Raw genomic sequence first — 12,824 nt, 5'->3', positions numbered from 1 at the left:
GTGCATATCTGCTTCGGTGTGCTGATGAAACAGCAGAGATATGACGAGAATTACGCAGTAGCGGCTTGACGTGCAAGACGGTAGCTGCGGGCTATCCTGGCAGACTCATTCCGTTCAGCGCTGCGGATTGCCAGCCCCTGAACGGCACCAGCTTGCTCTGAAGCTTTCGTACGCGTTGTGACAGAGGGCACGTGAGTTAGGCGCATCTGCCGAATTAAAGCACCAGCCCCAATCCATACAAAATCGCCGCTGATATCACGCCCGCGATAATGTCATCGACCATAATGCCCATGCCGCCATGCACGTTCTGATCGAACCAGCGAATCGGCCAGGGTTTCCACATATCGAAGATGCGGAAGATGACAAACCCGGCCAGCACCCACTGCCAGCTCATCGCTGGGATCGCCATCAGCGTAATCCACATGCCGATAAACTCATCCCAGACGATGCTGCCGTGATCGTGCACACCCATGTCTTTCGCCGTGCGATGGCACAGATAAACGCCCACGCTGATACCAATCAGTACCAGCAGAGAATAGATCTGCAGTGGCAGAAACGTCATCAACCACCAAAACGGAATCGCCGCAATCGAACCGGCAGTACCCGGCATGATCGGGCTCAGGCCACTGCCAAAACCGGTTGCCAACAGATGCCAGGGATTGCTCAGGCGCAGGCGGCTTTTCGCTACATCTTTACTTCGCATTAAAGTGATCAAATCCCTTGTGATTAAAACGACGTGGCTTGCCATTTTCCAGCAGCGTCAACCCGTCGGCTTCAGGCGCAATCTGCCCGATGCAGGTATAAGGCACACCAAGATGACCCAGCGCCACGTCCAGCGCACCACGATTGACTTCCGGCACGGTAAAGCACAGCTCATAATCTTCGCCGCCACTTAACGCCCAGGTCAGCACCTGTTCCGGCTCAAAATGATCGCGCAACGCAGCAGACAGCGGCAACGCTTCCAGATTGAGGCGCGCACCGACGCGGCTCGCCGTGAGAATATGGCCGAGATCGGCAATCAAACCATCGGAGATATCGATCGCCGAGGTCGCCAGATTGCGCAGCGCCTGGCCCTGCAACACGCGTGGCATCGGGCGCAGATGGCGCTTGATCAACACTTCATGGACAGCCGGATCGTTCAGGCGATGACGATGTTGTAGCAGCGACAGGCCAGCCGCGCTGTCACCCAGCGTACCGGTGACAAAGATCCAGTCGCCAGGTTTGGCACCCGAACGCTTTAATGCGCGTCCTGTCGGCACCAGACCGTGAATCCCCAACGTCAGGCTCAGCGGTCCGCGCGTGGTATCACCGCCAATCAGCTGCATATCGTAGTAATCCAGCAGCTCAAACAGGCTGTCGCTAAATGCGGCCAGCCAGCTTTCATTCACTTCAGGCAAGGTAATCGCCAGCGTCAACCACGCCGGATCGGCACCCATTGCCGCCAAATCACTGAGATTCACGGCCAGCGCTTTGTAACCCAGATCGGCAGGATGGATATCACGCAGGAAGTGCACGCCCGCCACCAACGTATCGGTGCTAATGGCCAGCGTCTGTTTTTCGGGCACGTTCAGTAACGCACAGTCGTCACCAATTCCCTTCTCCACATCGCGGCGGGAGCTGGTAACGCGGTTAAAATAACGTGCGATCAGTTCGAATTCACCACAGGACATAAGTCAGGTCTCAATGAGAAAAAGGCCGGTAAACCGGCCTTTCGCATTTATTTTTTATTGGGTCGAATTTGTGGGGCTGCTTTATCCAGCACGCCGTTGACAAACTTGTGGCTGTCTTCGGCGCCAAACACTTTGGCCAGTTCGATGCCTTCGTTGATGGCCACTTTATAAGGCACATCAGAACGTTTGCTCAGCTCATACAGCGAAAGACGCAGAATGGCTTTTTCTACCTGACCCAGCTCTTCCAGCTGACGTGACAGGTAAGGCTTCATCAGACCGTCCAGGTACGCGCTGTTAGTCGCCACACCGGCCAGCAATTCGCGGAAATAGCTAATATCGACGTCTTTGACGTCTTGTTCCGCCAGAAACTGGTATTCCACATCGGCAATGTCGTTGTTCGACAGCTGCCAGGAGTAAAGCGCCTGGACAGCGCACTCACGGGCGCGACGACGAGCAGCAGGTTTCACAAAATTCCCCTTCCAAAAATCAGGCTTTGATGGCTTTCAATACGTTAATCATTTCGAGTGCAGTCAGGGCCGCTTCGGCGCCTTTATTACCTGCTTTGGTGCCGGCGCGTTCAATCGCCTGCTCGATGTTTTCGGTGGTTAACACGCCGAAAGTCACCGGAATCTCGCTGGTCATCGCCACGTTGGCAATGCCAGAGCTGGCTTCACCTGCCACATATTCGAAGTGGGCGGTGCCGCCACGGATCACGGTTCCCAGAGCCACGATTGCATCGTGCTTACCGGCTTTTGCCAGTGCGCGCGCTGCCAGAGGCAGTTCGTAAGCGCCTGGAACCCAGACCACAGTGATGTTTTCTGCTTTGACCTGGCCAATACGCTTCAGCGCATCGACCGCGCCATCCAGCAGGCTGTCATTAATGAAGTTGTTAAAACGCGCAATGACGATGGCAATGTGAGCATCAGGCGCGGCAACAGGAGCTTCGATAACTTTCATACATATCCTTTGGGTGTTTGATTTATGGCCCCGCAGAAGGGGGCGGATTCTATCATACTCTTCGACAACGCGCTCAGGCTTTTCAGTGGGTGCTTAAGCGGGCGTCAGGGTCAGTCGCAGGTCCGCGCCAACCTTGCGTACGTCACTAAACTTCAGCTCTGGCGCATCGGACAATCGTTCCAGCCCAGGCAGTTCACACAGGCCGCGTGCCGCATTGCCCAGTAGTTTCGGTGCCACATAGACAATAAGTTCATCGACCAGTCCAACCTGCAACAGCGCACCGGCTAAACCGGCACCGGCCTCAACCCACACCGAGTTAATCTGACGCTGGCCGAGTAACATCATCATCGCCACCAGATCCAGTTGCTCTCCGCGCAGCGGCACCGCAATCTGGCTGACGCTGTCTGGCCAGGTTTGCTGATCGATTTCACTGCGCATCAGCCAGGTTTCGCCCGACTGACTCATCAGTCGATGTTGCGGCGTCACACGCTGTTGGCTATCAATCACCACGCGAACCGGCTGACGCAGCGTGGCTTCATCCAGCTGCTGGCGTGCATCTTCATTCAGTTCGCCCCAGCGCACCGTTAATGACGGATCGTCTGCCAGCACGGTGGCGCTGGAGGTAAGAATAGCCGAACTCTGGGCACGTAATTGTTGCACATCGCGCCTTGCCGCCGCCGAGGTGATCCATTGACTTTCACCACTGGCCATCGCGGTGCGCCCATCAAGGGATGCGCCGAGTTTGAGCTGAATCCACGGGAAGCCAGTGCGCATACGTTTCAGAAAACCACGATTCAATGCTTCAGCTTCGCTCATCATTAAGCCGTGGCTGACTTCAATCCCGGCCTGCTGCAAACGATACAAGCCGCGTCCCGCCACTTGCGGATTGGGATCCTGCATTGCCGCCACCACGCGACTGACGCCCGCAGCGATCAACGCATCGCAACACGGCGGCGTGCGGCCATGATGGCTGCAGGGCTCCAGCGTGACATAGGCGGTCGCACCTTTAGCTTTTTCACCCGCCATGCGCAGCGCGTGCACTTCAGCATGCGGCTCGCCCGCACGGTGATGCCAGCCTTCGCCGACAATCTCGCCGTCGCGCACAATCACGCAGCCAACATTAGGATTGGGTGTGGTGGTAAAACGTCCGCGACGCGCCAGTTCCAGCGCGCGCGCCATGTAGCGTTCGTCAGTCATGGCTTAGTCCTGTAAGCGGGCGATCTCTTCGCCAAAATCACGGATATCTTCGAAACTGCGGTATACAGAAGCAAAACGGATATAGGCGACTTTATCGAGCTTCTTCAGCTCTTCCATCACCAGATTACCGACCAGCTTGCTGGGAATTTCGCGCTCGCCAGTGGCCCGCAGTTGCGTTTTAATGTGGTTGACGGCGTTATCCACCGCATCAGCGCTCACCGGGCGCTTCTCCAGCGCCTTCATCATGCCGCTGGCGAGCTTATCTTCGTTAAAGGGTTCACGCACATCGTTGCTTTTCACCACGCGCGGCATCACCAGCTCAGCCACTTCAAAGGTGGTAAAACGCTCATGGCACACCAGACACTGGCGGCGGCGACGCACCGATGAACCTTCACTGACCAGGCGAGAATCAATCACTTTGGTGTCCACAGCGGAGCAGAAGGGGCAATGCATGACGTTTCCTGTCGCGAGATAAATAGGCCACACAGTGTAGCGCGATCTTCAAAGCAACTGAATACACGCGACCGAATCACCGCCTGGCTCACAGACGCAGGATGTCACGCTCTGTAAACAAGAAAAGCCACTAAGCTTAAACAGCCAATCCGGCACATTTGCAGGAGGTCACATGGGTCTGTTCAATTTCGTGAAAGAAGCAGGTGAAAAGTTATGGGATGCCGTCACCGGCGCTGACGATCCCAGCAAAAAACTACAGGATCATATTAATCAACTCGGCTTACCTGACAGCGATAAAGTCAAAGTCGATGTGCAAGGCGACACCGTTACCGTGAGCGGTGATGGCATTTCACAGGAGCTGAAGGAGAAAATCCTGGTGGCCGCCGGTAACGTGGCAGGGATTACCAAGGTCGATGACAAGGTCACCGTCACCGACAGTGCGCCAGAAGCCGATTTCTATACGGTGAAAAAAGGCGACACCCTAAGCGCGATTTCCAAACAGGTCTACGGGAATCCCAATGAATACAACAAGATTTTCGCAGCAAACAAGCCAATGCTGACACATCCTGATAAGATCTACCCCGGACAGGTATTACGTATTCCGAAATAACAGAAAGGACAATGCATGACGATCAGGACGTTTTGGGCGCCCGCCGCACTTTCGCTGCTGGTGCTCAATGGTTGTAGTTCAACGCCGACTTCACCGCAGGTCAAAGAGTTACATCAGGAAGTCAGCCAGCTTAACCAGCAGATGCGCAAGCTCACCAATCAGGCAACGGCGCTGGAAATTCAGGGTCAACTCAATGGGCAATCGACCCAGGGGGCATGGCTGTTGCCGCAAGCCAACACTCCCGTCGAGTTACAGACGCAGGTGGGCAAATTGCGCCTGTCACTGTCTCGCGTCGAGGGGGAAGCCAGTGGTAGTCGCGCCAACCTGAATATCCGTTCCACCGATGACCAGCCGATCCCCGCGCTGAGCGCCACCGTGGTATGGGGTGAGCTGGATCCAGCCAGTGGCAAACCGCTGAATGCGGAAAGTCTGAGCCAGACCATTCAGGTTGAGGCGAGTCTGATGCCACGCAGTTCGGTAACAGTGCCGCTGCGCCTGAGCGGACTGACGCCGGAGCAACTCGGCTTTGTGCGCGTGCATGATGTGCAGAGCACAGCAGCCACCAAAACCGCGCCCTGATCAGCAGGCATAAAAAAACGGGCTGCCCTTAGGCAGCCCGTTTCATTTCATCAGCAGAATTAAGGCAGGATCGAAGGCTGATCTGCGCCCTCTTTCTCCACTTTCTGCACCAGCATGTGTTCACGCTTCATACCCAGTTTCAATGCCAGAGCAGAAGAAACATAGATAGATGAAACGGTACCGATGGTGACACCGATCAGCATGGTCAGCGAGAAGCCTTTCAGCAGCGCACCACCAAAGATGAACAGAATCAGAATCATCGCCAGCGTGGTCAGCGAGGTGATCAGGGTACGGCTCAACGTCTGGGTCAGCGACACGTTAGTAATATCGTAGGAAGAACCGCGACGAATTTTGCGGAAGTTCTCACGAATACGGTCGGAAACCACGATTTTATCGTTAAGCGAGTAACCAATCACCGACATCAGTGACGCGACAATCGTCAGGTCGATCTCAATGTGTGATAACGCCAGAATGCCGCAGGTGATGATGACGTCATGCGCCAGTGCCAGCACGGTACCCAGCGCCAGACGCCACTCAAAGCGGAAGCCGATATAGATCAGAATCGCAATCAGTGCCGACAGCAGCGCCATCGCACCGGCTTGCGCCAGATCGCTACCCACGCTTGGGCCGACGAACTCAATGCGCTTCACGGTCGCGTTCTGCTGCGTCGTCTCATTGATGGAGGTCACGACTTTGTTGCCGAGCTCCTGACCTGCTGCACCGGTGGCTGGCGGCATACGCACCATCACGTCACGGCTGCTGCCAAAGTTCTGCACCAGCGGCTCCTGGAAGCCCGCTTTCACCAAACCTTCACGCAGTGCGTCCAGATCGGCCGGTTTTTCCAGGTTAATCTCAATCACCGTTCCGCCGGTAAAGTCGAGGCCCCAGTTGAAGCCTCGCACACCGATAATGGCGATAGACGCCACAATCAGCAGACCGGAGATGATGAATGCCAGCGTATCCCAGCGCATAAAGTCGACGACCTTACGCCCGTGGTTCAGCTGCTCAATACTATATTCCTGTGCCACAACGCACTCCTCAGATGGACAGCTTGTTGATGCGTTTGCCGCCGTAAACCAGGTTAACGATGGCACGGGTGCCGACGATAGCGGTGAACATTGAGGTCGCGATACCGATAGCGGTGGTGATCGCAAAGCCTTTAATGGAGCCGGTACCGACCGCATAAAGAATGATAACTTTGATCAGCGTAGTGACGTTGGCGTCGACGATACTGGAGAAGGCGCCTTTGTAGCCTTCGTGAATCGCCTGCTGTACCGAGCGTCCGTTACGCAGTTCTTCTTTAATACGTTCGTTAATCAACACGTTGGCATCGACAGCAACCGCCAGCGTCAACACGATACCGGCAATACCCGGCATGGTGAGGGTCGCACCCGGCAGCAGTGACATGATGCCGACAATCAGCACCAGGTTGCACAGCAGCGCGCTGGTCGCAATCAAACCAAATTTCTTATAGAACACCACCATAAACAGAATGGACGCGATCAGACCCCACAAGCAGGCTTCGAGACCCTGAGTGATGTTCTGCTGGCCCATCGTTGGACCAATGGTACGCTCTTCCACAATCTGAATTGGCGCGATCAACGCACCGGCACGCAGCAGCAGCGACAGCTGACGCGCTTCGTTCGGGTTGTTGATACCGGTGATGCGGAAGCTGTTACCGAGGCGCGACTGAATGTTCGCCACGTTAATCACTTGCTCCTGTTTCACCAGGATTGCACGACCGTTGGCGTCTTTCTTACCGCTGTCCTTGTACTCCACAAACAGGGTCGCCATCGCTTTACCGATGTTGTCCTTGGTGAAGTTCGACATCATGTTACCGCCCGCGCCATCCAGTGAAATGTTCACCTGCGGCTGGTTGTACTCGTCCATGCTGGACGTCGAATCGGTAATATGGTCACCGGTCAGAATCACACGCTTGTACAGCACCACTGGCTGGCCTTCACGCGTCTCTTTCACTTCCGAATCACCCGGCACACGGCCACTCGCCGCGGCAGTTGGATCAACGGTGGTGTTTACCAGACGGAATTCCAGGGTCGCAGTGGCACCCAGAATCTCTTTGGCACGCGCCGTGTCCTGAATACCCGGCAGTTCCACCACGATGCGGTCAGAACCCTGGCGCTGCACCAGTGGCTCGGCAACGCCAAGCTGGTTCACACGGTTACGCAAGATATTGATGTTCTGCTGAACCGCATACTCACGGGCTTCGCTCAGACGCGCATCGGTCATCACCGCACGCAGCGTATCGCTGCCGACGCTGGAGATCACCAGATCGCGATGACGCGGTGACAGGTAGCTGATCGCCGCATCACGGCTGGCACCGTCGCGGAAACGCACTTCTACACCGTAGTTAGCGATTTTATTGACGTTGGTATACGGGATGCTTTTGTCGCGCAGGTCACTGCGCAGGCCATCGGCATTCTGCTCTTGCAGCTTGCCCAGAGCGGTATCCATATCCACTTCCATCAGGAAGTGTACGCCGCCACGCAGATCAAGACCGAGTTTCATCGGCTGTGCAGCCAGCATGGTCAGCCAGCGCGGGGTTGCCGGCGCGAGGTTGAGTGCCACAACATAGTTGTCGCCCAACGCGGTAGTGATGGCATCACGCGCGCGCAGCTGTGCATCCTGATTGTCAAAACGGGCCAGAATGGCGCCATTTTCCAGAGCGAGGGATTTGCTCTGGATATTATCTTGTTTTAATAAAGTCTGGACCTGATCCAACGTCTGTTCACTGGCGGCGCCACCGCGCGCACCAGTGATCTGAACGGCCGGATCCTCTCCATAAAGGTTAGGAAGCGCATAGAGCAGGCCGACGAGAATCACGACGACCAGCATGATGTACTTCCACAAAGGATAACGGTTTAACACGGCAGTTCCCTTCGGGAAGAAAAAATTACAGCGCCTTCATAGTACCTTTCGGCAGAACGGCGGCCACGAAATCACGTTTTACAACTACTTCAGTGGTGTCGTTCAGGGCGATAGAAACGTAGCCGTTGTCAGCCACTTTGGTCACACGACCTACCAGGCCACCGCTGGTCAACACTTCATCACCTTTAGAGATGGAATCCATCAGCTTCTTGTGATCTTTAGAACGTTTCTGCTGCGGGCGCAGAATCATGAAATAGAAGATCAGACCAAACACCACCAGCATGATCACCAGAGAATAAGGACTTCCCTGAGACGGAGCGCCTGCTGCGGCAACGGCGTCAGAAATGAAAAAGCTCATTAAATTTCCCTCATTGATAGAATTATCAGACGTTTAACGGTGGAACCGCTTTACCCGTCCGTTGGTAGAACTCGCTAACAAAGTGCTCTAATTTACCCTCTTCGATGGCCTTACGTAAACCCGCCATCAGACGCTGGTAATAGCGCAGATTGTGAATCGTATTCAGACGAGCGCCCAGTATTTCGTTACAACGATCAAGATGATACAAGTAGGCGCGGCTATAATTGCGACAGGTGTAACAATCGCACTCCGCATCCAGCGTTGTTGTGTCATCTTTATACCTGGCGTTACGGATTTTCACCACGCCATCGGTCACAAACAGGTGACCATTACGCGCATTACGCGTTGGCATGACGCAGTCAAACATATCGATACCGCGGCGAACGCCTTCCACCAGATCTTCTGGCTTGCCGACGCCCATCAAATAACGCGGTTTATCTTGCGGAATTTGCGGACAGACGTGTTCCAGGATACGGTGCATGTCCTCTTTAGGTTCACCCACCGCCAGGCCGCCCACAGCGTACCCATCAAAGCCGATATCTACCAGACCTTTAACCGAGACATCTCGTAAATCTTCGTAAACACCGCCCTGAATAATGCCGAACAGCGCATTTTTATTCCCGAGTGAATCAAAGCGATCGCGGCTACGCTGCGCCCAGCGCAGTGACATCTCCATCGAACGTTTGGCGTAATCCCAGTCTGCTGGATACGGCGTACACTCGTCGAAAATCATCACCACGTCTGAACCGAGGTCGTACTGAATTTCCATCGATTTTTCCGGATCGAGGAAAATCGGGTCGCCGTTGATCGGGTTACGGAAATGCACGCCCGCTTCGGTGATCTTACGAATGTCACCGAGGCTGAACACCTGGAAGCCGCCGGAGTCAGTGAGGATCGGTCCCTGCCAGTTCATGAAATCGTGCAGGTCACCGTGCAGTTTCATGATCTCCTGGCCCGGGCGCAGCCACAGGTGGAAGGTATTACCGAGCAGGATCTGCGCACCGGTGTCTTTCACTTCTTCCGGCGTCATGCCCTTTACGGTGCCGTAGGTGCCCACAGGCATGAATGCCGGGGTTTCCACCACACCACGATCGAACACCAAACGGCCACGGCGCGCGCGCCCGTCGGTGGTATCTAATTCAAATTTCACATTGACCTCATTAGATAATCAGAGAAACAGTCTGATTATTAAGCTCCAACCACTTCGTCAGGAGCCTGTGGATTACGGGTGATGTACATGGCATCCCCGTAGCTAAAGAAACGGTACTGCTCTGCCACCGCGCTTTGGTAAGCCGCCATGGTATTTTTGTAACCGGCAAATGCCGACACCAGCATAATCAGCGTCGATTCCGGCAGGTGGAAATTGGTGATCAGCGCATCAATCACCTGATAGTGATAGCCCGGATAGATGAAGATTTGCGTGTCGTCGAAGAAGGGTGCAATCAGCGCATCCTGAGCCGCCTGCGCCGCGCTCTCCAGAGAACGCACGGAGGTGGTGCCCACCGCGACCACTTTGTTGCCACGCGCTTTACACGCCAGCACCGCATCCACCACATCCTGCGGCACTTCGGCATACTCAGAGTGCATGATGTGGTCATTGATGTTCTCGACGCGCACCGGCTGGAAGGTACCTGCGCCAACGTGCAGCGTGACAAATGCCATTTCGATGCCTTTCGCGCGCAGCGCGTCCAGCAACGGTTCATCAAAATGCAAACCGGCGGTCGGTGCGGCTACCGCACCCGGACGCGCACTGTAAACGGTTTGATAAAGTTCGCGATCCGCTTCTTCGTCCGGACGATCAATATACGGCGGCAGCGGCATATGACCGACGCTGTTAAGGATATCCAGCACTGCGCGGTCATCGGCAAATTCGATTTCAAACAGCGTATCGTGGCGCGCGACCATGGTGGCTTTGACGCTTTCGTCATCGCCCAGCAGCAGCTCTGCACCCGGCTTCGGCGCTTTCGAGGCACGCACATGCGCCAGCACGCGTTTGTCATCCAGCATGCGCTCCACCAGCATCTCGATTTTGCCGCCACTGGCTTTTCGGCCGAAGACACGCGCCGGGATCACGCGGGTATTGTTAAACACCAGCAGGTCGCCCGGATTGAGTTTATCCAGTACGTCGGTAAACACTTCATGGCTTAACGCCCCACTTGGGCCATCCAGCGCCAGCAAGCGGCAACCGCTGCGCTGCGCCTGCGGATAGTGGGCGATCAAAGATTCTGGCAACTCAAAAGCAAAATCGGCTACACGCATGCATCACTTCTTTCAGGACTCAAAAAACAGGCGGCATAGTTTAGCGGAAAAGCGGCAAATTCTGAACAACTGGCTGCATATCTGTGATTCTGCCTATAATGCGCCATGAACTTTCTCGCTCACCTTCACCTCGCACAGCTGGCAGACAGCTCCCTGCTGGGCAATCTGATGGCCGACTTCGTGCGCGGCAATGTGCAATCGCAATGGCCGGAACCGGTTGTGGCGGGCATCGCTATGCATCGCCGACTGGATGTTTTGACGGATAACCTGCCGGAAGTGCGTGAAGCGCGGCAATTCTTTCGCGCTGAAACTCGTCGCGTTGCGCCCATCACGTTGGATGTCATCTGGGATCACTTCCTCGCGCTGCACTGGGACCAGCTGCGCCCTTCCCAATCGCTGGTCGCGTTCACGGCGGCAGCCGAGCGTGAAATCATGCCGCAACTGCCCGGCACGCCAGAAGGATTCATCGAACTCAATTCGGTGATGTGGCGCGAGCGCTGGTTTGAGCACTATGCCGAACCAACGCGGCTGGCCCGCGTATTGAGCGGTATGGCACATCGCCGCCCGCGTCTGGCAGCACTGCGCGACTCCTATCAGGATTTTGTCGATCATTATCAGCAACTTGAACCGCTGTTCTTCCAGTTCTATCCGCGCCTGATGGACGCTGCGCGCCACCAGCAACTCTAAACCCGCTTTTTTTCACAATCCCAGCATTTCCGCCTCTTGCCAGCCGCAGTCATCTGCGGCTTAATGAAACCTTTCTTAACTTTTGTTAAGTAGGTCACACCGCCAGGTCGCCTGTTTCGGCGTTTTTTGTCACTTCGTTTGCCAGAAAATGATAAGAGGGAAAGATGTCATCAGCTACGCTAACCGAACTTGACGCGCGTTATCACTTTGCCTGTGATGTCGCTAAAACTGCAGCCAGCCGCGCTTTATCCTGGTATCAGCAGCGTCATCAACTGGTGATTGAGCATAAAAAGGATTTACAGGATGTGGTTAGCGAAGCCGACCGCAACGTGGAAGAATTGGTCAAGCACCTGATTTACGAACGCTTTCCCGATGATGCTGTGCTGGGTGAAGAAAGCGGTGGTGAAACTACAGGTGCGCGCTTTGTCTGGGTGATTGACCCGATTGATGGCACCAGTAACTTCCTGAATGGATTACATAACTGGTGCGTGTCACTGGCGATTGTCTGTGAAAATGAGCCGGTAATTGGCGTGGTCTGCGATCCCAACCATCATGAGACCTTCCATGCCTGTCGCGGTAAAGGTGCCTGGGTCAATGAAAAGCGCATTCAGGCGCACAGCGCTCAGCATCTCAATCAGGGCGTGCTCGGCATTAGTAGTTCCAACAGCCAACCGGTGGAACCGTTGACGACCTTTATTGGTGGCTTGCTGTCACAGGGCGGGATGTTCATCCGTAATGGCTCTGGCGCATTAATGAGTGCCTGGGCCGCCGCTGGTCGTTTAATTGGTTATTACGAAGCGCATATGAATCCGTGGGACGGTTTACCCGGTATTGTATTGATGCGTGAGGCCGGCGGCATAACCAATGATTACCTTGGTCACAACGGTCTGCAGCAGGGCAATCCTGTGCTGCTCGCCAATAGCGTTATCTACCCTCAGCTCAAAGCACTGTTACCCGCGCATATCAGCCTGTAGCCGATTCACCACATCATGAAAGATAAGCCTGAAGGATAATCCGGGCTTATCTTTTCGCTATTTATGCTTCAGCGGTGTAAATACAAATACCACCTTAATCTGCGATTATTCTAATTTTCTTCCGCCCTGATATTTAGCGGCTAAAAGCGCGTATTCTGTCAGCGTCAATCATCCCTTGTAATACCCATTTTTCT

General features: G+C 54.9%; 15 protein-coding genes. 4 read left to right on the top strand and 11 right to left on the bottom strand.

Annotation, left to right across the window (positions count from 1 at the left end; genetic code table 11):
* Positions 1 to 214: 214 nt before the first annotated feature.
* The 6 genes from pgpA to nrdR form a co-directional block, all read right to left on the bottom strand.
* Positions 215 to 703: a phosphatidylglycerophosphatase A gene (pgpA, locus tag WFP70_RS24900; RefSeq protein ID WP_034831038.1), complete on the bottom strand. Its 489-nt coding sequence runs from the start codon at positions 701 to 703 to the stop codon at positions 215 to 217.
* Positions 693 to 1,670, bottom strand: a complete 978-nt coding sequence (thiL, locus tag WFP70_RS24895; protein ID WP_034831036.1) for a thiamine-phosphate kinase — start codon at positions 1,668 to 1,670, stop codon at positions 693 to 695. Before thiL ends, pgpA begins: the two co-directional genes overlap by 11 nt.
* Positions 1,671 to 1,717: 47 nt before the next feature.
* Positions 1,718 to 2,137: a transcription antitermination factor NusB gene (gene nusB, locus WFP70_RS24890; RefSeq protein WP_038648596.1), complete on the bottom strand. Its 420-nt coding sequence runs from the start codon at positions 2,135 to 2,137 to the stop codon at positions 1,718 to 1,720.
* Between the two features lie 19 nt (positions 2,138 to 2,156).
* Entirely contained in the window at positions 2,157 to 2,627 is a 471-nt protein-coding gene (ribH, locus tag WFP70_RS24885) for a 6,7-dimethyl-8-ribityllumazine synthase (RefSeq protein ID WP_160867938.1), read from the bottom strand.
* 93 nt (positions 2,628 to 2,720) lie between these two features.
* On the bottom strand, positions 2,721 to 3,824 hold the full coding sequence (ribD, locus tag WFP70_RS24880) for a bifunctional diaminohydroxyphosphoribosylaminopyrimidine deaminase/5-amino-6-(5-phosphoribosylamino)uracil reductase RibD (protein WP_337024693.1): 1,104 nt from the start codon (positions 3,822 to 3,824) through the stop codon (positions 2,721 to 2,723).
* Between the two features lie 3 nt (positions 3,825 to 3,827).
* A complete protein-coding gene (nrdR, locus tag WFP70_RS24875; protein ID WP_034831027.1) occupies positions 3,828 to 4,277 on the bottom strand; it encodes a transcriptional regulator NrdR in 450 nt (149 codons plus the stop codon).
* Positions 4,278 to 4,449: 172 nt separating this feature from the next.
* On the opposite strand from nrdR, the gene lysM reads away from it, so the two are divergent.
* Complete coding sequence (gene lysM / locus WFP70_RS24870) at positions 4,450 to 4,887, top strand: peptidoglycan-binding protein LysM (protein ID WP_045833917.1); 438 nt, start codon at positions 4,450 to 4,452, stop codon at positions 4,885 to 4,887.
* 15 nt (positions 4,888 to 4,902) lie between these two features.
* On the top strand, positions 4,903 to 5,466 hold the full coding sequence (locus WFP70_RS24865) for a DUF3251 domain-containing protein (protein ID WP_337024694.1): 564 nt from the start codon (positions 4,903 to 4,905) through the stop codon (positions 5,464 to 5,466).
* A gap of 59 nt (positions 5,467 to 5,525) precedes the next feature.
* Here WFP70_RS24865 and secF read toward each other — a convergent pair whose 3' ends face one another.
* From secF to queA, 5 genes are read right to left on the bottom strand one after another with little or no spacing between them, the layout of a single operon-like run.
* On the bottom strand, positions 5,526 to 6,494 hold the full coding sequence (secF, locus tag WFP70_RS24860; protein ID WP_038648607.1) for a protein translocase subunit SecF: 969 nt from the start codon (positions 6,492 to 6,494) through the stop codon (positions 5,526 to 5,528).
* Positions 6,495 to 6,504: 10 nt separating this feature from the next.
* The gene (gene secD / locus WFP70_RS24855) at positions 6,505 to 8,352 is read right to left on the bottom strand and encodes a protein translocase subunit SecD (protein WP_160867942.1); all 1,848 of its coding nucleotides are present in this window, start codon (positions 8,350 to 8,352) and stop codon (positions 6,505 to 6,507) included.
* A 25-nt stretch (positions 8,353 to 8,377) separates the two neighbouring features.
* Positions 8,378 to 8,710, bottom strand: a complete 333-nt coding sequence (gene yajC, locus WFP70_RS24850; protein ID WP_034831018.1) for a preprotein translocase subunit YajC — start codon at positions 8,708 to 8,710, stop codon at positions 8,378 to 8,380.
* A 25-nt stretch (positions 8,711 to 8,735) separates the two neighbouring features.
* Positions 8,736 to 9,860: a tRNA guanosine(34) transglycosylase Tgt gene (gene tgt / locus WFP70_RS24845; RefSeq protein WP_034831015.1), complete on the bottom strand. Its 1,125-nt coding sequence runs from the start codon at positions 9,858 to 9,860 to the stop codon at positions 8,736 to 8,738.
* A gap of 38 nt (positions 9,861 to 9,898) precedes the next feature.
* On the bottom strand, positions 9,899 to 10,969 hold the full coding sequence (queA, locus tag WFP70_RS24840) for a tRNA preQ1(34) S-adenosylmethionine ribosyltransferase-isomerase QueA (protein ID WP_058961447.1): 1,071 nt from the start codon (positions 10,967 to 10,969) through the stop codon (positions 9,899 to 9,901).
* 105 nt (positions 10,970 to 11,074) lie between these two features.
* On the opposite strand from queA, the gene WFP70_RS24835 reads away from it, so the two are divergent.
* The gene (locus tag WFP70_RS24835; RefSeq protein ID WP_337024695.1) at positions 11,075 to 11,656 is read left to right on the top strand and encodes an ACP phosphodiesterase; all 582 of its coding nucleotides are present in this window, start codon (positions 11,075 to 11,077) and stop codon (positions 11,654 to 11,656) included.
* 164 nt (positions 11,657 to 11,820) lie between these two features.
* The gene (locus WFP70_RS24830) at positions 11,821 to 12,630 is read left to right on the top strand and encodes an inositol monophosphatase family protein (protein WP_160833999.1); all 810 of its coding nucleotides are present in this window, start codon (positions 11,821 to 11,823) and stop codon (positions 12,628 to 12,630) included.
* The last annotated feature ends 194 nt before the right edge of the window (positions 12,631 to 12,824 follow it).

It is taken from the genome of Pantoea sp. USMM079, assembly GCF_037153115.1.
Classification (GTDB): Bacteria; Pseudomonadota; Gammaproteobacteria; order Enterobacterales; family Enterobacteriaceae; genus Pantoea; species Pantoea communis.
The sequence above is the reverse complement of the archived record's forward strand: the minus strand, read 5'-3'. Positions and strand labels throughout refer to the sequence as shown.

Coding starts and splice junctions, on each gene's coding strand:
- pgpA (WP_034831038.1), bottom strand. CDS start 703: ATGCGAAGTAAAGATGTAGCGAAAAGCCGCCTGCGCCTGAGCAATCCC.
- thiL (WP_034831036.1), bottom strand. CDS start 1,670: ATGTCCTGTGGTGAATTCGAACTGATCGCACGTTATTTTAACCGCGTT.
- ribH (WP_160867938.1), bottom strand. CDS start 2,627: ATGAAAGTTATCGAAGCTCCTGTTGCCGCGCCTGATGCTCACATTGCC.
- ribD (WP_337024693.1), bottom strand. CDS start 3,824: ATGACTGACGAACGCTACATGGCGCGCGCGCTGGAACTGGCGCGTCGC.
- nrdR (WP_034831027.1), bottom strand. CDS start 4,277: ATGCATTGCCCCTTCTGCTCCGCTGTGGACACCAAAGTGATTGATTCT.
- lysM (WP_045833917.1), top strand. CDS start 4,450: ATGGGTCTGTTCAATTTCGTGAAAGAAGCAGGTGAAAAGTTATGGGAT.
- WFP70_RS24865 (WP_337024694.1), top strand. CDS start 4,903: ATGACGATCAGGACGTTTTGGGCGCCCGCCGCACTTTCGCTGCTGGTG.
- yajC (WP_034831018.1), bottom strand. CDS start 8,710: ATGAGCTTTTTCATTTCTGACGCCGTTGCCGCAGCAGGCGCTCCGTCT.
- queA (WP_058961447.1), bottom strand. CDS start 10,969: ATGCGTGTAGCCGATTTTGCTTTTGAGTTGCCAGAATCTTTGATCGCC.
- WFP70_RS24835 (WP_337024695.1), top strand. CDS start 11,075: ATGAACTTTCTCGCTCACCTTCACCTCGCACAGCTGGCAGACAGCTCC.
- WFP70_RS24830 (WP_160833999.1), top strand. CDS start 11,821: ATGTCATCAGCTACGCTAACCGAACTTGACGCGCGTTATCACTTTGCC.